At 64.3% G+C, this 21786-nt stretch carries 20 protein-coding genes and 1 tRNA gene; 16 read left to right on the top strand and 5 right to left on the bottom strand.

From position 1 onward, the window contains the following. Positions 1-35: 35 nt before the first annotated feature. The 6 genes from rsmI (at position 36) to AC1X6S_RS05165 (ending at position 7221) form a co-directional block, all read left to right on the top strand. Positions 36-854 carry a 16S rRNA (cytidine(1402)-2'-O)-methyltransferase gene (gene rsmI / locus AC1X6S_RS05190; RefSeq protein WP_483404707.1) on the top strand — a complete coding sequence of 273 codons (819 nt, stop codon included), beginning with the start codon at positions 36-38 and terminating at the stop codon, positions 852-854. A gap of 109 nt (positions 855-963) precedes the next feature. Continuing rightward, on the top strand, positions 964-2559 hold the full coding sequence (gene metG / locus AC1X6S_RS05185; RefSeq protein WP_483404706.1) for a methionine--tRNA ligase: 1596 nt from the start codon (positions 964-966) through the stop codon (positions 2557-2559). 45 nt (positions 2560-2604) lie between these two features. Next, positions 2605-3531, top strand: coding sequence for a TatD family hydrolase (locus tag AC1X6S_RS05180; protein WP_483404705.1), 927 nt, complete (start codon positions 2605-2607; stop codon positions 3529-3531). Continuing rightward, positions 3528-4388 carry a 16S rRNA (adenine(1518)-N(6)/adenine(1519)-N(6))-dimethyltransferase RsmA gene (gene rsmA / locus AC1X6S_RS05175; protein WP_483404704.1) on the top strand — a complete coding sequence of 287 codons (861 nt, stop codon included), beginning with the start codon at positions 3528-3530 and terminating at the stop codon, positions 4386-4388. Before AC1X6S_RS05180 ends, rsmA begins: the two co-directional genes overlap by 4 nt. 47 nt (positions 4389-4435) lie before the next feature. After that, positions 4436-5374: a 4-(cytidine 5'-diphospho)-2-C-methyl-D-erythritol kinase gene (locus AC1X6S_RS05170; RefSeq protein WP_483404703.1), complete on the top strand. Its 939-nt coding sequence runs from the start codon at positions 4436-4438 to the stop codon at positions 5372-5374. A gap of 32 nt (positions 5375-5406) precedes the next feature. After that, entirely contained in the window at positions 5407-7221 is a 1815-nt protein-coding gene (locus tag AC1X6S_RS05165) for an ABC-F family ATP-binding cassette domain-containing protein (protein WP_483404702.1), read from the top strand. 181 nt (positions 7222-7402) lie between these two features. Here the strand turns inward: AC1X6S_RS05165 and AC1X6S_RS05160 are convergent, their stop codons facing one another. Then, on the bottom strand, positions 7403-7606 hold the full coding sequence (locus AC1X6S_RS05160) for a cold-shock protein (RefSeq protein WP_090712708.1): 204 nt from the start codon (positions 7604-7606) through the stop codon (positions 7403-7405). Between the two features lie 333 nt (positions 7607-7939). Between AC1X6S_RS05160 and AC1X6S_RS05155 the strand changes: the two genes are divergently transcribed. The 7 genes from AC1X6S_RS05155 to AC1X6S_RS05125 all read left to right on the top strand — a co-directional run bounded on the left by AC1X6S_RS05155 (position 7940) and on the right by AC1X6S_RS05125 (position 15344). Next, positions 7940-9034, top strand: a complete 1095-nt coding sequence (locus tag AC1X6S_RS05155; RefSeq protein WP_483404701.1) for a fatty acid desaturase family protein — start codon at positions 7940-7942, stop codon at positions 9032-9034. Positions 9035-9140: 106 nt separating this feature from the next. Beyond that, positions 9141-10484 carry an extracellular solute-binding protein gene (locus AC1X6S_RS05150; protein WP_483404700.1) on the top strand — a complete coding sequence of 448 codons (1344 nt, stop codon included), beginning with the start codon at positions 9141-9143 and terminating at the stop codon, positions 10482-10484. Between the two features lie 56 nt (positions 10485-10540). Next, positions 10541-11440, top strand: a complete 900-nt coding sequence (locus AC1X6S_RS05145; RefSeq protein ID WP_483404979.1) for a carbohydrate ABC transporter permease — start codon at positions 10541-10543, stop codon at positions 11438-11440. Continuing rightward, entirely contained in the window at positions 11437-12339 is a 903-nt protein-coding gene (locus tag AC1X6S_RS05140; protein WP_483404699.1) for a carbohydrate ABC transporter permease, read from the top strand. Before AC1X6S_RS05145 ends, AC1X6S_RS05140 begins: the two co-directional genes overlap by 4 nt. A gap of 338 nt (positions 12340-12677) precedes the next feature. Beyond that, the gene (locus AC1X6S_RS05135; RefSeq protein ID WP_483404698.1) at positions 12678-13580 is read left to right on the top strand and encodes a MetQ/NlpA family ABC transporter substrate-binding protein; all 903 of its coding nucleotides are present in this window, start codon (positions 12678-12680) and stop codon (positions 13578-13580) included. A gap of 73 nt (positions 13581-13653) precedes the next feature. After that, positions 13654-14682, top strand: a complete 1029-nt coding sequence (locus AC1X6S_RS05130; protein WP_483404697.1) for a methionine ABC transporter ATP-binding protein — start codon at positions 13654-13656, stop codon at positions 14680-14682. A 2-nt stretch (positions 14683-14684) separates the two neighbouring features. Continuing rightward, positions 14685-15344, top strand: coding sequence for a methionine ABC transporter permease (locus AC1X6S_RS05125; protein ID WP_483404696.1), 660 nt, complete (start codon positions 14685-14687; stop codon positions 15342-15344). On the opposite strand, the gene AC1X6S_RS05120 is transcribed toward AC1X6S_RS05125, so the two are convergent. Then, positions 15331-15849 carry a MarR family winged helix-turn-helix transcriptional regulator gene (locus AC1X6S_RS05120; protein WP_483404695.1) on the bottom strand — a complete coding sequence of 173 codons (519 nt, stop codon included), beginning with the start codon at positions 15847-15849 and terminating at the stop codon, positions 15331-15333. The two genes, AC1X6S_RS05125 and AC1X6S_RS05120, sit on opposite strands and share 14 nt — an antisense overlap. A gap of 85 nt (positions 15850-15934) precedes the next feature. Here AC1X6S_RS05120 and AC1X6S_RS05115 point away from each other — a divergent pair. The 3 genes from AC1X6S_RS05115 to AC1X6S_RS05105 all read left to right on the top strand — a co-directional run bounded on the left by AC1X6S_RS05115 (position 15935) and on the right by AC1X6S_RS05105 (position 18556). Then, positions 15935-16006: transfer RNA gene (locus AC1X6S_RS05115), tRNA-Gln, on the top strand. Positions 16007-16087: 81 nt separating this feature from the next. Then, positions 16088-17533, top strand: coding sequence for a bifunctional UDP-N-acetylglucosamine diphosphorylase/glucosamine-1-phosphate N-acetyltransferase GlmU (glmU, locus tag AC1X6S_RS05110; protein WP_483404694.1), 1446 nt, complete (start codon positions 16088-16090; stop codon positions 17531-17533). 45 nt (positions 17534-17578) lie between these two features. Beyond that, a complete protein-coding gene (locus tag AC1X6S_RS05105; protein ID WP_108391572.1) occupies positions 17579-18556 on the top strand; it encodes a ribose-phosphate diphosphokinase in 978 nt (325 codons plus the stop codon). 251 nt (positions 18557-18807) lie between these two features. Here AC1X6S_RS05105 and AC1X6S_RS05100 read toward each other — a convergent pair whose 3' ends face one another. The 3 genes from AC1X6S_RS05100 to gndA all read right to left on the bottom strand — a co-directional run bounded on the left by AC1X6S_RS05100 (position 18808) and on the right by gndA (position 21539). Then, positions 18808-19056, bottom strand: a complete 249-nt coding sequence (locus AC1X6S_RS05100; RefSeq protein ID WP_483404693.1) for a hypothetical protein — start codon at positions 19054-19056, stop codon at positions 18808-18810. Between the two features lie 64 nt (positions 19057-19120). Further along, on the bottom strand, positions 19121-19948 hold the full coding sequence (locus tag AC1X6S_RS05095; RefSeq protein WP_483404692.1) for a CPBP family glutamic-type intramembrane protease: 828 nt from the start codon (positions 19946-19948) through the stop codon (positions 19121-19123). A gap of 142 nt (positions 19949-20090) precedes the next feature. Further along, positions 20091-21539 (bottom strand): NADP-dependent phosphogluconate dehydrogenase, encoded by a 1449-nt coding sequence (gene gndA, locus AC1X6S_RS05090; protein ID WP_483404691.1) that lies wholly within the window; start codon positions 21537-21539, stop codon positions 20091-20093. Positions 21540-21786 lie beyond the last annotated feature (247 nt).

The following is a 21786-nucleotide window of genomic DNA, read 5'->3' as shown; positions in this document are numbered from 1 at the left end:
GCGGCCGGGTTCTGGCGGGGTGGGAGACTTAAGCCATGATCATCCTCGCAGCGACCCCGATCGGAAACCTCGGGGATGCGTCCAAACGACTCGTCGACGCCCTCAGCACCGCTGAGGTGGTCGCTGCCGAAGACACCCGCACCACGATCAAGCTTCTCAAGGGGCTCGGCATCGCGCACAAGCCGCGCCTCGTCAGCCTCCATGAGCACAACGAGCGGGAGAAGTCGACGGAACTCGTCGAGTTCGCCCGCAACGCCGACCTCCTCGTGCTCAGCGACGCCGGAATGCCAACGGTCTCCGACCCCGGCTACCACCTCGTGGTCGCTGCCGTCGACGCCGGGGTCGGTGTCACCGTCATCCCCGGGCCGAGCGCCGTCATCACGGCGCTCGCCGTCTCCGGGCTTCCGACGGACCGGTTCAGCTTCGAGGGTTTCCTCCCGCGCAAGCAGGGCGACCGCCTGACGACACTGCGTGCGCTCGAGCACGAGCGCCGCACCATGGTGTTCTTCGAGTCGCCGAACCGGCTGGCGGCCTCGCTCGCTGACGTGGCATCCGTTTTCGGCTCTGACCGACGCACGGTTGTGTGCCGGGAACTGACGAAGATGTTCGAGGAGGTCAAGCGCGGAACGGCCGCCGAGCTCGCCGAATGGGCAACGGCCGGGGTGCGCGGCGAGATCTGCATCGTGATCGCTGGGGCCGAGAAACGGGAGTTCAGCCTGCACGACGGCGTCGTCGAGGTGCTCGAGCGCGTGAGCGCGGGGGAGCGGTTGAAGGATGCCGCCGGCTCGGTGTCCGAGGCAACCGGAATCAGCAAGCGCGAGCTGTACCAGGCGGCCCTCGCCGTGAAGAACTGACCTCCTGGACCCGCGGCAGCGCCACGCGAAGCCGTGTCGCCGCCCGATCGTCGCGCGCCCACGTGTAACGCGGCCCGAGGGGGCTCGTATCGGCCATAAGATTGACAGTATGGCCAGCGGTAATTCCTTCTACATCACAACGCCCATCTTCTATGTGAACGATGCGCCCCACATCGGGCACGCATACACCGAGGTGGCCGCTGACGTGGTTGCGCGCTGGCACAGGCAGGCCGGCGATGACACCTGGTCGCTGACCGGGACCGACGAGCACGGCGAGAAGATTCTCCGCACGGCTACCGCAAACGGAACGACGCCCCAGAAGTGGGCGGACAAGCTCGTTACCGAAGCGTGGAAGCCGCTGCTCGAGACGATCGACATCCGGAACGACGACTTCATCCGCACCACAGAGGAACGCCACGAGTCGAGTGTGCAGCTCTTCCTGCAGCGGCTCTACGACGACGGCTACATCTACTCGGGCGAGTATGAGGCGCTGTACTGCGTCGGCTGTGAGGAGTTCAAGCCGCAGTCCGAAATCGTCAACGGCACTGGCCCGTTCGAAGGCCAGAAGGTGTGCGCGATTCACTCGAAGCCGCTCGAGCTGCTCAAGGAGAAGAACTACTTCTTCCGGATGAGCGACTTCACCGAGCGGCTGCTTGCCCTCTACGAGGAGCGGCCGGACTTCGTCCAGCCCGAGTCGGCGCGCAACGAGGTCATCCAGTTCGTCCGGCAGGGACTGAGCGACCTGTCGATCTCCCGCTCGAGCTTCGACTGGGGTGTGAAGGTCCCGTGGGACGACAGCCACGTCGTCTACGTCTGGTTCGATGCCCTGCTCAACTACATCACCGCCGTCGGCTATGGGCAGGATGACGCCACCTTCGACCGGCGCTGGCCGGCAACCCACATCGTCGGCAAGGACATACTCCGCTTCCACGCGGTGATCTGGCCGGCAATGCTCATGGCTGCCGGGCTCGAGGTGCCGAAGCAGGTCTTCGGCCACGGCTGGCTGCTCGTCGGCGGCGAGAAGATGTCGAAGTCGAAGCTCACGGGCATCGCACCGACCGAGATCACCGACACGTTCGGTTCGGATGCTTTCCGGTACTACTTCCTCCGCGCCATCGCTTTCGGCCAGGACGGCTCCTTCAGCTGGGAAGACCTCTCAGCCAGGTACCAGGCCGAGCTGGCCAACGGGTTCGGAAACCTCGCGTCGCGCATCGTCGCGATGGTCACCAAATACTTCGACGGTGTCGTTCCCGCGCCCGCCGACTACACCGACGTCGACCTGGCCATCCAGGAGGTCGTGAAGACGGCATCCGCTGACGCTGACCGCGCCATCGACGCGCTCGCCATTCACGATGCGCTCGCGTCCATCTGGACCATCGTCGATGAGCTCAACGGCTACATCACCGATTCAGAGCCGTGGGCACTCGCCAAGGACCCGGCGAACCGCGCTCGACTCGGCACAGTTCTCTACACGGCTGTCGACGGCTTGCGCGCGCTCGCCGTGCTGCTCTCCCCGGTGCTGCCGAAGGCAAGCGGGAAGCTGTGGGAGGCGCTCGGCGCACCCGAGGCGCTCGGTGCTCTCGACGACCAGCCCATTCGTGAGGCCGGGCGTTTCGGTCAGCTGCCCGAAGGCAGCACGGTCTCTCCGCTCCAGCCGCTCTTTCCCCGGATCGAGCCCGCTGTCGTTGAGCCCACTGTCGCGTAGCCGGGATCGAAGGCGCTCTGGCGCGGGGTGGGGTACCGTCGAGATATGACCGATCCAGTGCACGTACGCACGCGCGACGCTGGCGAGCGGCGGGACAGAAGCTTCCCACCGCTTCCCGAGAGCCTCGCGGTTGGGGTCTACGATAACCACACTCACCTTGAGATCGCCGACGGCGATGTCGCCCTCGATTACCGCGAGCACCTCGACCGCGCATCGAGCGTCGGAGTGCGCGGTGTCGTGCAGGTGGGCACCGATGTTGCGACGTCGATCTGGAGCGCCGAAACCGCGGCGATCGAGCCACGCATGCTCGCTGCTGTCGCTATCCACCCCAATGAGGCTCCCGTGCTCGACGAAGCCGGCACCCTCCATGACGCTCTCGCCGTCATCGCCGAGCTGGCCACCCGGCCGCGCGTGCGGGCAATCGGGGAGACCGGGCTCGATTTCTACAGGACCGCTGAGCCTGGACGCGCCGCCCAGTACGCCTCGTTCGAGGCGCACATCCAGATGGCGAAAGAGAACGACCTCGCGCTCCAGATCCACGACCGCGACGCACACGCCGAGGTGATTGCGACTCTCAAGCGGGTCGGCGCTCCCGCACGCACGGTGTTCCACTGCTTCTCCGGCGATCGTGAACTCGCCCAGATCTGCACGGAGAACGGCTGGCACATGTCATTCGCCGGAACCGCGACGTTCAAGAACGCCGCGAACCTCCGGGATGCCCTCGAGGTCGCCCCGCGCAGCCTGCTGCTCATCGAGACGGATGCGCCCTACCTGACCCCGATGCCGTATCGCGGGCGGCCGAACGCGCCGTACCTCATCCCGCACACGCTGCGGTCAATCGCCGCAACGCTGGGTACCGACCCCTCGATGCTCGCAGCGCAGATTTCGTCGAACACGGAATACGTGTACGGCCACTGGGACGACGAGCCCGTCGTCTCCCCGCCAAACCCCTATGAGGATGTACCCGTATGACGCTTCTTGGCCCCGCCGAGATCCGCGACCTCGCTGAACTTCTCGATGTTCAGCCCACCAAGAAGCTCGGTCAGAACTTCGTCGTCGATGCCAACACCGTCCGTCGCATCGTCAAGGTCGCGAAAGTGGCCGCCGGGGAGCACGTCGTCGAGGTCGGCCCCGGTCTCGGTTCACTCACCCTCGGCCTCCTCGAAGTTGGCGCGAGCGTCGTCGCCGTCGAGATTGACTCCCGCCTCGCCGGTCAGCTGCCCCGCACCGTTGAGCTGCTGCAGCCAGGCGCTGACCTCACGGTCATCAGTGCCGATGCCATGCGCATCACGGAGCTTCCCGGCGACCCGACCCGGCTCGTCGCCAACCTGCCGTACAACATCTCGGTTCCTGTGCTGCTGCACCTGCTCGAGCACTTCGCATCGATCACCGCCGGTGTCGTCATGGTGCAGGCAGAAGTCGGTCACCGGCTCGCTGCTGAACCCGGGTCGAAGGTCTACGGCAGCCCGAGCGTGAAGGCATCGTGGTACGGCCACTGGCGAACCGCGGGCAACGTCTCACGCCAGGTGTTCTGGCCGGTTCCCAACGTTGACTCGGTGCTCGTCGCCTTTGAGCGGCGAACGGATGCCATCGGCACCGAAGAAGAGCGGCTCATGACCTTCCAGCTCGTCGACGCCGCCTTCCAGCAGAGGCGCAAAATGCTGCGCCAGTCGCTCGGGCAGGTGCTCGGCAGTTCGCAGGCTGCGACGGATGCCATGGTGGCAGCCGGCATCGCGCCGACGGCGCGCGGCGAGGAGCTCACCGTTCACGATTTCCTCGCGATCGCGAGGAACGCGCGCACCGACGCTCCGGACGAGGCGGCTCACTAGGGACCTTTGGCGCTCAGGCAGCGCTCCCAAGGGTTTAGGTTGGAGATATGACGGATCCGGTAGCCCTCCATTTCGCCCACGCCAGGGCACCGGGGAAGATCAACCTCTTTCTGAAGGTCGGGCAGCTGCAGGACGACGGGTACCACGAGCTCGCGACGGCCTTCCAGGCGGTTTCGCTCTACGAAGAAGTGCGGGCGTACCCGGCTGACGACTTCTCCGTCTCGTTCACCGGCACTGTCGATACGACCGGGCTCTCCACTGACGGATCGAACCTGGCGATCAAGGCTGCCCGCCTGCTGGCCCGCAAGACCGGGTACACCGGCGGAGTTCGGCTCGAGATCGAGAAGAACGTCCCGATCGCGGGCGGGATGGGTGGGGGCTCAGCGGATGCAGCGGCGACTCTCGTCGCGTGCGACGCGCTGTGGGGAACCGAAGCGTCGCGCGACGAGCTTGTAGCCATGGCGGCGAAACTCGGAGCCGACGTCCCGTTTGCCCTCACCGGTGGAACCGCGATCGGCACAGGGCGCGGTGACCAGCTCAGCCCGGCGCTCGCGAAGGGCCGTTTTCACTGGGTGCTCGCTCTCGCGGAGTTCGGCATGTCGACGCCGGACGTTTACACCGCGCTCGACCGTCACCGGGAGAAACACGCTCAGGACATCTCTCCGGCGTCACTGCAGCCCACGGTCGACGCCGATGTTCTCCAGGCTCTCCGCGCCGGCGACCCGCGACAGCTCGCCGAGGCACTCCGAAACGATCTGCAGGCGCCGGCTCTCGGGCTCGCGCCCGGGCTTGCCGGCATTCTTGAACTGGGCGAACGAATGGGCGCACTCGCCGGTATCGTTTCCGGATCGGGTCCGACCCTCGCTTTTCTCGTGCCGGATGCCGACACCGCCCTGGAACTGCAGGTCGAGCTCAGTGCGTCCGGCCTGCACGCGCTTCGGGTCACTGGCCCGGTTCATGGAGCGCGGCTCGTCCAGGAGTGGTGATCGCCCCTCGCTCCGGCGCATAGTCTTGATGGGTGGCCCATCTACTCGGAGCTGAACAGCTCCACCTTGAATACCCAACCCGCGTGATCTTCGACTCTGTCACTGCCGGGGTGAACGAAGGCGACAGGATCGGCGTCGTCGGACGCAACGGCGACGGCAAGTCGACCCTGCTCTCGCTGCTCGCCGGACGCCTCGAGCCCGACGGCGGACGGGTGACGCGTCGCAGGGGAATCACCGTCGGCGTCCTCGACCAGCGTGACGAGCAACCCGACGATCTCACCGTCTCCGCTGCGATCGTCGGCACGATCGAGGAACACGAGTGGGCCGGTTCCTCCCGGGTCCGCGATGTGATCGCCGGGCTCGTCCAGGACATCCCCTGGCACGCCACAATCGGGTCGTTGTCGGGCGGACAGCGCCGCCGCGTCGCACTCGCTGCCCTCCTCGTCGGTGACTGGGACGTTATCTTCCTCGATGAGCCCACGAACCACCTCGATGTCGAGGGAATCGCCTGGCTTGCCGGACACCTCAAGAAGCGGTGGGCGGCGAATGCCGGCGGCCTCATCGTCGTCACCCACGACCGGTGGTTCCTCGACGAGGTGTGCACCCAAACGTGGGAGGTCCACGACCAGATCATCGAACCGTTCGAGGGCGGCTACGCCGCGTACATCCTCCAGCGCGTCGAGCGCGACCGCATGGCCGCGGCATCCGAATCACGCAGGCAGAACCTCATGCGGAAGGAACTGGCCTGGCTGCGCCGCGGTGCTCCCGCCAGGACCACGAAGCCCAAGTTCCGGATGGATGCCGCCGCCGACCTGATCGCCGACGAACCACCGCCCCGCAATACTGTCGCGCTCACCCAGCTCGCCACGTCTCGTCTTGGCAAGGACGTCGTCGACCTGATCGACGCCGGCGTCGTCTATCCGGACCCCGAATCCGAATCCGGCTGGAGGACCGTGCTCAAGGACATCGAGTGGCGGATCGCTCCGGGGGAGCGCACCGGCATCCTTGGTGTCAATGGAGCGGGCAAGTCGACCCTGCTCGGACTGGTCACCGGCGACGTGAAGCCGACGTCGGGAACCGTGAAGCGGGGCAAGACGGTGCGCATTGCGAGCCTCACCCAGCAGCTCGATGAACTGAAGGAAATCGAGCACGAACGGGTTTCAACAGTCGTTGGTATGCAGAAGGCGGCATATGTCGCCGGCGACAAGGAACTCACGCCGGGCCAGTTGCTCGAACGGATGGGATTCACGAGCGCGCAGCTCTCTACACCGGTCAAGGACCTCTCCGGAGGCCAGCGCCGCCGGCTTCAGTTGCTCCTGATCCTGCTCGATGAGCCCAACGTCCTGATCCTCGATGAGCCGACGAACGACCTGGACACGGACATGTTGGCCGCGATCGAGGACCTCCTCGACTCGTGGCCAGGGACGCTTCTTGTCGTGTCCCACGACCGGTACCTGCTTGAGCGGGTCACCGACCAGCAATATGCCGTGCTCAACGGACACCTCCGGCACCTGCCGGGTGGTGTTGACGAGTACCTCGCGCTCAGGTCAGGACAGGCGGCGGCCCCGCTGATCGCACCGCTCGCCGGTGAGGCGGCTCCCGCAGCGGGCGGGGCGCCCAAACTCGGGGGAGCGGACCTCCGAAACGCGCAAAAGGAGATCGCGTCGATCGAGCGCAAACTCCAGAAGGCCAGGCAGAAGGTCGTCGATACCCATGAGCTTCTGGCGAACGCCGACCAGACCGACTACGCGGCGCTGGGGGCACTGACCGATACGGTCAGTGCGCTCGAGACGACGATCGTCGATCTCGAGACCCGCTGGCTCGAACTGTCCGAGCTGCTCGAGTAACACACACACCACGGCAACGCCCTCCCCGGTTCCCGGGGAGGGCGTTGTGTTGTGAGAGGGATGCGTGGTGGCACAAAAAAATCACCGGCTCCGACAGACCAGCCTTTTCAGGTGGTCCGGCGGAGCCGGTGATCAAAGAATTACGGTGGCGGCCTTACGGTCGCTTACGCAATAGTTTTAGTTAGAGCGGGCGGATGTTCTCAGCCTGCAGGCCCTTGGGGCCCGTTGCGGTTTCGAATTCAACCTTCTGGTTCTCTTCGAGCGAGCGGAAGCCGCTGGAAGCGATGGCCGAGAAGTGCGCGAACACGTCGGCGCTTCCGTCGTCCGGAGCGATGAATCCGAAGCCTTTTTCTGCGTTAAACCACTTGACGGTTCCTGTTGCCATGATGATCTCCTTAGGAGTCTTGCGTGAGTGACGACTGTCGTCACCCCAAATGCGGCGTACCTGTCCGCTCCTACAAGAAACGGCGGCTCTTCAGATGAAGGAACCGCCGTAAATCAATCACTGCGTAACACTACTACTGCGTTTACAACCGTAGCCCAAGGTCGGCGGGAATGCAACACGAAGTTCTCTCGGACTGTGTATATACCGAAACTCGCCGTATTTTCCGTTAGCGGCATGCGCCCTCCCGTAGTCTCAGGAACATTCCGGGCATAAGCCCGAACCTCACACACCACGGCTGGGAAGTCTGGACTCGATAATTCTTTTGGAGGCGCCATGACCGCTCCCGCCACCCTTGGCCCTGTTCGTCGCACGACCACGCGTATCGATGGGATGGAGAATCCCACCAATACGTTCTCTGCGCTGCTGAAGACGGTTCGCGAAGCTGGGCTGCTTCAGCGCAGGCGCGGCTTCTACATCGCCAACCTCGCCGTCCTCACTCTTGCGCTCGTCGGACTCGGCGTCGGCTTCGTTCTTCTCGGCGACTCCTGGTACCAGCTGCTGATCGCGGCAGGGCTCGGGATCGTGCTGACCCAGTTCGCTTTCGTGGCGCACGAGGCGTCACACCGCCAGGTATTCGAATCAGGGCCGGCCAACGACCGGCTCGGGCGCATCCTCGCCGACGCCGTCGTCGGCATCAGCTACGCCTGGTGGATGACCAAGCACACGCGTCACCACGCCAACCCCAACACTGTTGGCAAGGACCCGGACATCGAGATCGACACGATCTCGTTCATCGAAGAGGATGCCGCCAAGGCGAAGGGCGTGCTCGGCTTCATCACCCGCAGGCAGGGATACCTGTTCTTCCCGCTGCTGACGCTCGAGGGCCTCAACCTCCACTTCCGCTCGATCGTGACGCTGTTCACGGCAGAGAAGGTCGACAAGCGCTGGCTCGAGCTGACGCTCATCGCTCTCCGCCTCGGTATCTACATCGCGATCCTCTTCACGTTCCTTCCCGTCGGAATGGCTTTCGCCTTCTTCGGGGTCCAGATGGCGGTCTTCGGCGTGTACATGGGTGCGTCGTTTGCTCCGAACCACAAGGGGATGCCGCTGATCCAGGAAGGCGCGAAGGTCGACTTCCTGTCAAAGCAGGTTCTCACCAGCCGCAACATTCGTGGATTCGGCATGAGCTACTTCATGGGTGGCCTCAACTACCAGATCGAACACCACCTCTTCCCGAGCATGCCGAGGCCGCACCTCAAGCACGCACGGGACATCGTGATCGAGCACTGCAGGAACCTCGGCGTCCCGTACACCGAGACGTCCCTTGTGCGCTCGTATGCGATCGTCATCGACTACCTCAACCGGGTGGGACTCTCGGCACGCGACCCGTTCGACTGCCCCATGGTCAACCAGTTCCGCCGTCCCTAAACCGGTCGGCACCGTCCAATACCCCCGCGGGTGATCGTGATCCGCGGGGGTATTGCTCTATCTCTACATCGATGTAAAGCTGTAATCCCTCACGAAGGAGTGTTGGATGCCAGGCAATGTATTTCCATCGATTCCGTCCCTTTCTCGTCGATCAGTACTGCTTGGCGGTGCAGCCGCCCTCGGCGGCGCGGCTCTTCTGCCGGGGCTGTCCGGGTGCGCGCAGGCGGGTGCCGCAGGGAGTTACCCGCTGAAGTTCTGGCATCTGCTCTCTGGCGGTGACGGGATCGTCATGGCGGGGCTCGTCGATGCGGCGAACCAGGCAAACCCCGAGTTCTACGCGTCCCAGACCGTGCTCGCCTGGGGTACGCCCTATTACACGAAGCTTGCAATGGCATCCGTTGGCGGCAGGGCACCAGACGTTGCCATCATGCACGCATCGCGCCTCCCGGGGTACGCCCCCGGTGGCCTGCTCGACCCCTGGGACACGGAGCTTCTCGCCGAGTTCGGAGTGACCGAGGAGGACTTCCCGCCGCGCGTGTGGGAGAAGGGGATCATCGACGGCAAGCTGTACTCGGTCGCCCTCGACGCCCACCCCTTCATCCTGATGTACAACACGGAGATCGCCGAGCAGGCCGGGGCGCTCGGCCCCGACGGGCAGCTGGTCGAAATCACCTCGCCCGAGCAGTTCCTCGAAGTAGCCAGGGCCATGCAGGCGGTCACGGGTAAGCACGGGCTGTCATACGGCTACCTCGGTGATGGTGCCCAGATGTGGCGCCTGTTCTACACGTTCTACAAGCAGCTCGGCGCCGACATGGTCCTCGAGAACGGAAAAGAAGCACAGATCGACGAAGAAGCGGCTGTCACGTCGCTCTCGTTCATCCAGCAGTTGCTCGACGGCACCATTGCCACGAAGAGCGGCGACTATGCCAGCGCTGTCGCGGAGTTCGTCAACGGGGAGAGCGGCATGTTCTTCACCGGGGTGTGGGAGCTGCCGACGGCGCAGAACGCGGGTTTTGCCTTCGACGCTCAGCCCATCCCGACACTGTTCGGGACGCCGGCAGCGCACGCCGACTCCCACGCCTTCGTGCTCCCTCACCAGTCGACGCCGGATGAGAACAAGCGGCGCGAGGTGTACCGCTTTGTGTCCGAGCTGTTCAAGGGTTCGATCGACTGGGCAGGAGCCGGCCACATCCCGGGTTACCTGCCGGTGATCCAGAGCGACGAATACGCGAAGCTCATGCCACAGGCTCACTACGCTGCTGCGGCAGAGGTGCTCAATTACGACCCCTCTGCCTGGTTCACCGGCTCGGGGTCCGATTTCCAGACCTACTTCGCGGAGAACGTTCAGGGTGTGTTCCTCTCCGGCAGTGACCCCGCTGAAGGTATCAGGGGGTTCGCCAGCCGATTGAATGCGCTGCTCGCCAAACCCAACCCGGTCGCCGGGTCCTGAGAGAGGAGCCTGACGTGACGACATCGGCAGTAAGCAACCGCGCACAAGCCGCCACAGTGGCACGGGGCGACACGAAGAACGCGCGAAAGCGCAAAGACAATCTCGCCGGCTGGGCGTTCATCGCCCCGTTCGGAGTGTTCTTCGTCCTCTTCCTCGTCTGGCCGATCGTCTTCGGCCTGTATCTCAGTTTCACAGGAACGACGCTCACCGGCGCCGGCGGGGAGTTCGTCGGCTTCGCCAACTACGCCGAGGCACTCGTTGACCCCGACATGTGGCGGGCCATGCTCAACACGCTGTGGTTCACGGTCCTCTCGACGATTCCGCTCGTGCTCATCGCGCTCGTCATGGCGTTGCTCGTCGACCTCGGCCTGCCGGGCCAGTGGCTATGGCGGCTCTCCTTCTTCATGCCGTTCCTCCTGGCGTCGACTGTCGTCTCCCTGATCTGGGTGTGGCTGTTCAACCCGCAGCTCGGCCTCATCAACGAGATGCTCAAGCCGTTCGGTGTCGAGCCCATCGCGTGGCTGCAGGATCCGAAGTGGGCGATGCTCGGGGTGGTGATAGCCACGGTCTGGTGGACCGTCGGCTTCAACTTCCTGCTGTACCTCGCCGCCCTGCAGAACATTCCCGAACAGCAGTACGAGGCAGCGGCTCTCGACGGTGCGGGCAAGTGGAGGCAGCTCTTCTCCATCACCGTCCCGCAGCTCGCGCCGACAACGGGCCTCATCATCATTCTTCAGGTCCTCGCGTCGCTCAAGGTGTTCGATCAGATATTCCAGATGACCCAGGGCGGCCCGGCCGGCACGACCCGCTCTGCCGTCGTCTATATCTTCGACCTCGGCTTTACCGGGTACCGCTTCGGATACTCCGCCGCTGTGTCCTTCATCTTCTTCGCGGTGATCATCCTGGTCTCGCTGGTCCAGCTGAGAATCACGTCTCGAAAGGGAGCGCGGTCATGACCACTCTCGAACTTCCCAAGGAAGCCAGAGTCGCGGAGCCGCGGCCCAAGGCGCCGCGCCGCCCCGGAGAGAAGCCCTTTGGGGTTGGCCGGATCGTCGCCCTCGTCATCCTCGCTCTCATGGCCATCTCGTGGCTCCTTCCGTTTGCCTGGGCCCTCGTTACGTCCCTGAAGACAGAAGCGGATGCCGGTGCGACGCCGGTCAGCTGGCTCGCGCCCAACGGATTCACTCTCGAGGCGTACGCGAGCGTGCTTGAAGAAGGAAATATCCCGGTCTGGGCGATCAACAGCCTGCTCAGTTCGGCGATCATCACGGTGCTGACCGTCGCAACGAGTGCACTCGCGGCGTACGCGTTCTCCCGCCTGGACTTCACCGGCCGCAAGTGGCTCTTCTTCGTGATCATCGCGTCGATCATCATCCCGCCGCAGGTGCTCATCATCCCGCTGTTCTACGAGATGCTCGCGTTCAACATGGTCGACACCTACTGGGGCCTCATCCTGCCGCAGGTCGTCGCCCCGCCGATGGTGTACATCCTCAAGAAGTTCTTCGACCAGATTCCGATCGAGCTCGAAGACGCGGCGCGGGTCGACGGAGCGAGCCGGCTCAGGCTCTTCTGGTCGATCGTGTTGCCGTTGTCACGTCCGATCCTCGCGGCGGTGTCGATCTTCGTGTTCATCGCGGCGTGGAACAACTTCCTCTGGCCGTTCATCGTCATCAACGACACGTCACTGATGACGCTCCCTGTTGGACTGCAAACCGTGAAGAGCGCATACGGAGTTCAGTACGCCCAGAACATGGCGATGGCGCTTCTCGCGGCCCTCCCGCTCATCATCATCTTCCTCTTCTTCCAGCGCCAGATCATTAAGGGCATAGCCACGACAGGGTTCGGCGGGCAGTAGTCCCGGTCAGAGAAGGGGACCAGGCGCATCGGTGCGTAACCAGGGCCTGAACGGAATTCATGCAAAGTCGATTGGGTGCCGGGTCGGCACCTCGATCTTGCCGCCACAGGCCGTGGATGTGAAGATAATTTCACGGGCGGTCATCCCGTCGGATTTTCTGTTACGAACGGTGACGGTTCATCTCGCGTTTGGCAGAAAATACAGCTAACTTAAACGCTGTGCCCCGGAGTTGGGAGCGCAGATACTCCATCCCAGAACGCCTCGCACTGCGTGGCGTCAGTTTCTGTGCCCTGCATTCAATGGCCGGATGACGCACGACACAGCGAAGAGGACACACAGTGAAGAAATCCCCCCTGAAGAGCGCACTCGCCACCCTGGCGATCCTGCCCATCGCTGCCCTGCTCGCCGGCTGCGCCGGAAACGCCGGCTCCGGCGATGGCGGCAGCGAGAACGAGACAGTCAAGATCGGCGTTGTTGGCGCGAGTGACCCGTACTGGGAAACCTACGTCGACGCCGCAGCCGACGAGGGCATCACCGTCGAACTCGTCGATTTCTCCGACTACAACCAGCCCAACCCTGCGCTTGCCGAGGGCGAGATCGACCTCAACCAGTTCCAGCACATCGTCTACCTCGCCCAGTACAACGAATCAAACGGTCAGGACCTCATTCCGGTTGGTTCGACGGCGATTTACCCGCTCGGCCTGTACTCCACTCAGTACGAGTCCGTCGAGGACATCCCGGAGGGCGCGACGATCGCCGTGCCGAACGACCCAAGCAACCTCGCACGTGCTCTCCTCGTGCTCCAGTCCGCGGATCTCCTCACGCTCGAGGGCGGCGGAGACAGCTACTCAACGGTCGCGGACATCGATGAATCGAAGTCACGCGTGACGGTCACCGAGCTCGACCCCGCACTCACGGCTACGTCGCTTCCCGACGTCGCCGCGGCGATCATCAATAACGAATTCATCCTGGACTCGGGCCTCGAGGCCACCGATGCCATCGCCCAGGACGACCCGTCAGACCCGAACTCCATCCCGTACGTCAACATCTTCGCGGCTCGCGCGGAGGACAAGGACAACGAGACGTTCGCGAAGCTCGTGGAGATCTACCAGGACACGACGGCCGTCACGGACGGTGTCGTTGACAACTCGGGAGGAACGGCTCTCATCGTCAAGACCCCGGTTGAGGAGCTGGTCGAATCGCTGAAGACCGAGCAGAAGCAGATCGCGGAACAGGGCTAGCCCTGCCACAGCTCGATCCCCGGCGCCGGAGCAACTGCTCCGGCGCCGGTTCGCGTCACCGAGAGGAACACCAATGAGCATCGTCAGCATGACGGATGTCGTCAAGTCCTATCCGCCAGCCCAAAAAGGTGGCGCGCCGGTCGTCGCCATCGACGGCGTGAGCATCGAGGTTGAACCCGGTGACGTCTACGGGATCATCGGATACTCGGGAGCGGGGAAATCCACGCTCGTGCGCCTCGTGAACGGGCTCGAGAAGGCCACGTCGGGAAGCATCGTCGTCAACGGCACCGAGATCACCTCGCTGCCCGAGCGCTCAATGCGCGCTGTTCGCGGCGACATCGGCATGATCTTCCAGCAGTTCAACCTTTTCAACTCCAAAACCGTCGCGAAGAACGTGGCGTATCCGCTCGAGGTGGCTGGCCGTCCGTCGGCCGAAATCACCGCCCGAGTGGCCGAGATGCTCCGGTTCGTCGGCTTGAGTGACAAGGCGAAGAACTACCCGGATCAGCTGTCCGGAGGTCAGAAGCAGCGCGTCGGAATCGCGCGCGCCCTCGCGACCTCGCCCTCGTTGCTGCTGGCAGACGAAGCGACGAGCGCGCTCGACCCGGAGACGACGAGCGAGGTCCTCTCACTCCTCGACCGGGTCAACCGGGAACTCGGCGTCACGATCATCCTCATCACCCATGAGATGGACGTCATCCGCAGCCTCGCCACCAAGGTGGCGGTGATGGACGGAGGCCGGATCGTCGAGCGGGGAGATGTCTTCGACGTTTTCTCCTCGCCGCAGAACGCGGCATCCGCCCGGTTCGTGTCCACCGTCGTCCAGGGCGTCCCGTCACCGGTTGAGGTCGCGACGCTCCGCGCTCGCCACGAAGGACGGATCGTCACCTTCTCCTTCCGGGATGGCAGCGACTCGCAAGCGCAGGTCTTCCTTGACCTCGCGTCAGCCGGCATCCGCTTCGAACTCGTCTATGGCGGGATCAACGACATTCGCGGCCGGGCCTTCGGCCACCTGACGCTCGCCCTTCAGGGCGATGACGCCGCACTCGACGCCGCACTGGCGCAGATCGAAACCCACTCTGAAGTGACGGAGGTGCGCTGAGCATGGACAAACTGATCGATCTTCTTCCCCAGCTGGGTGAGGCGGCATGGGAGACGCTCTACATCGTCGCGGTGAGCCTGGTGTTCGGCGGTATCGCCGGCCTCGTGATCGGACTCGGGCTTTACGTGACGCGAGCGGGCTCGATTCTCGAGAACCGGGTCGCGTTCACGGTGATCAACGTTCTCGTCAACATTTTCCGGCCCATCCCGTTCATTATCTTCATTGCGGCCATCCAACCGGTCGCGCGGCTCGTGCTCGGTACCGGAATCGGCAACGGGGCGCTGATCTTCGCGATCTCCATCGGTGCCGCGTTCGGTATCAGTCGCATCGTCGAACAGAACCTGCTCACGGTGTCGCCCGGTGTCATTGAGGCCGCCCGCGCCGCCGGCGCCAGCCCGCTGTACATTGTCCGGACCGTGCTGCTGCCAGAAGCGCTCGGGCCGCTCATCCTCGGCTACACCTTTGTCTTCATCGTGCTCGTCGACATGAGCGCGGTTGGCGGATACATCGGAGGTGGCGGCATCGGAAACTTCGCGATCCAGTACGGCTACCGGCAGTTCAACCCGATCGTCACCTGGGCGGCAGTGCTCGTGGTGATCCTCTTCGTTCAGCTGATCCAGTTCTTCGGCAACGCGCTCGCGCGCAAAATCATGCGTCGCTAGTCGGGGCAGCCTCGTCGAAGTCGAGGCTCAGTTTGCGCAGCAGCCCCGCGAGCCGGTGCTGATCGGAGGGCGACAGCGACGCCAGGATCTCCGATTCGGCATCGACGAGCCTCGTGATGGCCGCGTCAACGCGGGTGAGTCCGGTCGGGGTCATCACCACGAGGATGCCGCGGCCGTCTCCGGGGTCTGCTTTGCGTTCGACGAGACCGGATGCCACAAGCCGGTCGATCCGGTTGGTCATGGTCCCGCTCGAGACGAGGGTCTGCTGCAGGAGCTGCTTCGGGCTGAGGGTGTATGGCCGGCCCGCGCGGCGCAGGGCGCTCAGTACGTCGAATTCCCACGACTCGAGCTTCGAGCGGGCGAACGCGGTGCGCCTGGCGCGATCGAGGTGCCTCGTGAGTCGCGATACCCGCGAGAGCACCTGGAGAGGAGCGAAGTTCAGGTCGGGCCGCTCGCGCTCCCACGCCTCGACAATCCTGTCGACTTCGTCACTGGTTTCGGCCATTTCTCCATTATCGTGCCTCGGACCGGACGGGTCGGCGGCCATTATCTGGCAGACTTGACTCTTGCGGAGGCTCCGGCCTGCGTGGTCCGCCTTAGTGTAATGGCAGCACGGCAACCTTTGGAGTTGTTCGGTCCAGGTTCGAGTCCTGGAGGCGGAGCGGAACGAGCGGCTCCGTGCCGGCACAACAGCAACGGTCCACCTGAAACCTGGCCCAATCGACACTTCGGGGGATATACCTGTGGCAGACACCAAACTCGCAATCGTCATTCTGGCCGCTGGCCAGGGCACTCGAATGAAGTCAGCTACCCCGAAACTCCTGCACCCGCTCGCGGGAGTGCCCATGGTCAGCCATGTGCTGGCAACGGCACGGGCTCTCGACGCCGCACACGTGGTCGCGGTGGTCAGGCACGAGCGCGACAGCCTCGTCGAGGTCATCACCGCCGAACTGCCGGGGAGCATCATCGTCGACCAGGACGAGGTTCCCGGAACCGGACGCGCGGTTGAGCAGGCCGTTGCGGCCCTTCCCGACACCTTCGAGGGAGACGTTCTCGTCATCAACGGTGACGTGCCGCTTCTCGACGCCGACACCCTCACCTCCCTGGTCTCGCGGCACAGGGCGGATGGCGCCGCTGCGACACTGCTGTCGGCGGTTCTCGCCGACGCGACGGGCTATGGGCGCATCATCCGCACGGCCGACGGCGCCGTCGACTACATCGTGGAGCAGAAGGACGCGACCGACGCGGAACGCGCGGTGTCCGAGATCAATGCTGGTGTCTACGTCTTTGCCCTGTCGATGCTCCGCACCGAGCTCGCAAAACTCACCACTGACAACGCGCAGGGGGAGAAGTACCTGACGGATGTCGTCGGCCTGCTCCGGGCGGACGGCCTCGAGGTCTCGGCCATCCCCGTCGCTGAGCCCTGGCTCGTCGAGGGAGTGAACGATCGCGCCCAGCTGAGCGCCCAGGCGGCACGACTCAATGCGATGATCATCCGCGGCTGGCAGCTCTCCGGCGTCACCATTCAGGACCCGTCATCCACGTGGATCGATGTGCAGGTGACGCTCGCGCCCGATGTCACAGTCAAGCCAGGGACCCAGCTGCTCAGGGCGACAGACGTTGCCACCGGCGCGATCATCGGCCCAGATACGACACTTGTCGACTGCGAGGTCGGTGCGAACGCTGAGGTGAAGCGCACAGACGCGACCCTCGCCGTGATCGGTGCGGGAGCATCCGTTGGCCCGTTCTCCTTCCTCCGCCCTGGCACGGTCCTCGGCGCCGACGGCAAGATCGGTGCGTTCGTCGAGACGAAGAACGCGAAGATCGGCACCGGCAGCAAGGTGCCCCACCTCTCCTACGTCGGTGACGCCGAGATCGGCGAGCAGTCGAACATCGGCGCCGGCAGCATCTTCGCCAACTATGACGGAGTAAAGAAGCACTCATCGGTTGTCGGGTCGCACGTGCGGACCGGCTCGCACGGCGTGTTCGTCGCGCCGGTTACAATTGGAGACGGCGCGTACACAGGTGCAGGCACCGTCGTCCGCAAGGACGTGCCCGCAGGCGCGCTCGCGATCACCGTCGCTCCGCAGCGCAACATGGCGGGCTGGGTCGAGACTCATCGGGCTGGCACAGCGGCCGCCACCGCGGCTGCGGCGGCGTCCGGACAGACCACAAACCCCCACGAATAAAACTAAGCGGTACAACGCCGGCTCGGCCGGCAGGAAGCGGGCCATGTGTCTGGCATCAAAATGAGCGGAGAGAAACGACTCGTCCTCGTATCGGGTCGTGCTCACCCACAACTGGCTGTCGACATTGCAGCCGAACTTGGCTCCGAACTCGTTCCGACCGACGCGCGCACGTTCGCCAACGGTGAGCTGTATGCACGTTTCGACGAGAGCGTTCGCGGGTCGGATGCCTTCGTGATCCAGTCGCACACGGCTCCCATCAACGAGTGGTTGATGGAACAGCTCATCATGGTCGACGCGCTCAAGCGCGCCTCGGCCAAGCGCATCACCGTCGTCGCACCGTTCTACCCCTATGCCCGTCAGGACAAGAAGGGCCGGGGCCGCGAACCTATTTCCGCGCGGCTCGTCGCCGACCTGTTCAAGGTCGCAGGCGCGGACCGGATCATGTCGGTCGACCTGCACGCGGCGCAGATCCAGGGTTTCTTCGACGGTCCTGTGGACCACCTGTTCGCCATGCCCGTGCTGCTCAACCACTTCCGTGAGAAGCTCGACCCTGAAACGCTTACCGTGGTGTCGCCCGACATGGGCCGCGTCCGCGTCGCCGACATCTGGAGCGACAAGCTCGGGGTGCCGCTCGCCATCATCCACAAGCGCCGCGATCCGCTGGTTCCCAACCAGGTCTCCGTCCACGAGATCGTCGGGCAGGTGGAGGGCAGGGTCTGCCTCCTCGTTGATGACCTCATCGACACCGGTCGGACCATCGTTCGGGCAGCGGAAGCTCTCAAGGCCGCCGGTGCGATCGGCGTTGTCGTCGCTGCCACACACGCGGTCTTCAGCGACCCGGCCACAGAGATCCTGCAGAGCGATTTCATCGACTCGGTCGTCGTGACCGACACGCTCCCCATTCCGGACGAGAAGCGGTTCGAACGCTTGACCGTCCTGCCCATCGCTCCGCTGCTGGCCCGTGCCATTCACGAGGTCTTCGAAGACGGTTCAGTGACGAGCATGTTCGACGGGGCGGCGTAGCCCCAAAGCCTGACTGAGTGGCGCCGGACTGCCGGTGCCACTCAGGGTAGAGGACGGGATATCCCGATTACCCCGTCCTCCAAGACCCTCGGTGATGGTCCGGCGTCCGGGTGCTCTCACTAGCGCCTAAGCGGGCCATTTTCGGGGAGGATCTTCTACCGAAATGGTAGGTAATCCTTCGCCAGAATGGAAGAGTCTAAAGATTTCCGGGTGGCCGGTTTCTCACGAAGCGAGGAACGGCGCGAGGCCGTCTAGCCTGAGAAGCCGTGAAGGTCCGACCGGGCGATGCGGGCGGCGCTCTCAAGCAGGTCGTCCTCGGCGATGGCGATGCCCGCGTCGGCGAACCGCTCGCGCAGTGCTTCGAGAACCTCTGCTTCATCGTGCCCGGCGAGGTCGGCTTCCTCCTGAATGAGGATGCCGGCGATCTTGTCGTCGATCAGCTGCTGGTGCTGGTCCTGCACCGGCGCTGTTGTGTCCCGTGCGATTTCTGAATCCGACATGTGGCCTCCCTGGTGTTCTTCCCATTCTGCAGGCAGCGCATGGCGCGACCAAACTGTCGTGCGGCTAGTAGAGGAAGATTGCCAGCCAGTCCCGGTTGTGGGCGTGGAGCAGGACGAGGAACAGGATGAAGTCGAAGAGCAGGTGGACGCTGACGATGTAGCTCAGTGACTTCGTCTGGCGGAAGATCCATCCCTGCAGCACCGCAAACGGGTAGATGATGAACGGGCCCCACGCGTGGAATCCCAGTTCCCACAGGAACGACGTGAAGAGGACCGCCTGCAACAGGTTCGCCTGCCAGTCCGGGAAGTGTCGCCGAAGCAGCGCGAACGTCGTGCAGATGAAGAACAGCTCGTCCCAGATCCCGAGCGCGTTGGTTCCGAGGAAAAGCCGCGCGATACTTCCGGGGTCGGATGCCGCTGGCCAGTTCTCGTAGACGCCCGTCGGAATCATGTAGACCGGCAGCAGGAACCAGCCGAGAATCACGACGGCAATGAGGTAGCCGAACTCGATCCTGGTCCAGCGCTTTCCGGTCAGAACGGGGAACCTGATGGCGTGGTCGCGGTAGACGAACCGCGACACGAGGTAGGGGATGAGCACCGCCGCAGCAAGGGCAGCACCCATGAGGAGCATGTGCTCCCACTCGATGTCGGTGTTGATGGGAACGAGGCTGAGCGCGAGCAGCCCGACAGCGATGAGCACGAGGTCACGGGCCAGACGCCGGTCAATGAGCACCGCCGCGAGAAGCGTGACGGCGAGGGCGATGTAGCCGGCCGGGCGCTCATCGAGTCCGAAGATGAGGAATCCCGACAGTGCGAGCAGGATGCCTGGCAGGAGCTTCCAGCTCACCGCTGGACGGGTTTCTGTCGCGACGAGCGTTGGGGTGTTGGTCATGTCAGGGATCCTCGGTGAGCCGGGCTGTGAATCTCGAGCGTACAGGGATTTCGGAGCCGGCCGCTGGTGTGCCGCGCGCAAAGAGAACGGGCCCCCCGCTGTGCGGGGAGCCCGTAATCTGAGGAGTTCTGTTAGACGGAGATCAGTGCGTGTCTGCCGCTTCGATCTCTGACCGATCTCCCGACCACAGCGTGTGGAAGGTGCCCTCGGTGTCGACCCGACGGTAGGTGTGCGCGCCGAAGAAGTCCCGCTGGCCCTGGATGAGGGCGGCGGGGAGCCGGTCGGCGCGAAGACCGTCGTAGTACGACAGTGACGACGCAAAGGCGGGGGATGGGATGCCGGCCTGCGCTGCCGCAACGACGACCCGGCGCCATGCGTCCTGTGTGCGCGAAACGGCGTCGGTGAAGTACGGTGCCGTCACGAGTGCGACAAGTCCCGGGTCCTGGTCGTATGCCTCGGTGATTCGGTTCAGGAACTGGGCACGGATGATGCAACCGCCGCGCCAGATCTTGGCGATGTCGCCCTTCTTGATGTCCCAGTTGTACTGCTCTGCACCCGCGACGATCTCGTCGAAGCCCTGGCTGTACGCGATGATTTTCGACGCGTAGAGCGCCTGGCGCACGTCTTCGACGAATGCGTCTGCATCGTCGACCGTCCACGGCGTCGACGGTCCCGGCAGGTGCGCCGCGGCCCGGCGCTGGTCCGGCTTGGACGACAGCGACCGTGCGAACACGGCTTCGGCGATGCCGGAAACGGGGATGCCGAGGTCGAGCGCCGTCTGGACGGTCCACGCTCCGGTTCCCTTGGCGCCCGCCTGGTCGACGATGACGTCGACGAGGGGCCGTCCGGTTGTGGCGTCGACCTGACGGAGGACCTCGGCGGTGATCTCGATGAGGTAGCTCTCGAGCTCGCCCTTGTTCCACTCGGTGAAGATATCGGCGATCTCGGCGGGGGATTTGCCCGTGCCGCGGCGGATGAGGTCGTATGCCTCTGCGATGAGCTGCATATCGGCGTACTCGATGCCGTTGTGGATCATCTTGACGAAGTGGCCGGCACCATCGGTGCCCACGTGCGTGACGCAGGGCTCGCCTTCGGCGACAGCGGCGATCGACTTCAGGATCGGTCCGAGGGTCTCCCACGCTTCCGCCGAGCCGCCTGGCATGATGCTCGGTCCCTTGAGTGCGCCTTCTTCGCCGCCGGAGATCCCGGCACCCACGAAGTTGATCCCGGTCTCGCGAACTGCCTTCTCGCGGCGGATCGTGTCGGTAAACAGTGCGTTGCCGCCGTCGACGATGATGTCGCCCGGTTCAAAGACCGCGGTCAGCTGGTTGATGACAGCGTCGGTGCCAGCGCCAGCCTTCACCATGATGATCGCGGTCCGCGGCTTCGAGAGCGACGCCGCGAATTCCTCGATCGTCTCCGCCGCGACGAAACCGGCCTCGGGGAACTCAGCAACGACGGCGCGCGTCTTCTCGGGGGACCTGTTGTAGATCGCAACAGTGTTGCCCTCACGGCTCGCCAGGTTTCGAGCGAGGTTCGATCCCATCACCGCCATCCCGATCACGCCGATGTTTGCCTGTGCGTTGGCCATGAAGGTCTCCTCTAGATGTGATGCAGTGGAAATAGTGTGAACGGATGTCGCCGGCGGGAGAATCTGGAGCGCCACAGTGGTGCCGGTCAGGGTCAACGCTAGCAAACTGAGCGCTCCCGCCCCGAGAGATGACCGGTCTGCCGTGACCGTACGGTGTGGTCGGAGCCGCGCCAAATGTGTCGAGACCCCGGCCCCCTGAGACAGGGTCTCGGCGGGGTGTCCCTGCGCTCGGAAATGGCGAACGGGT

The sequence above is a fragment of the Mycetocola sp. Y442 genome (genome assembly GCF_056898615.1).
This window is presented reverse-complemented; position numbering and strand designations above follow the sequence as displayed.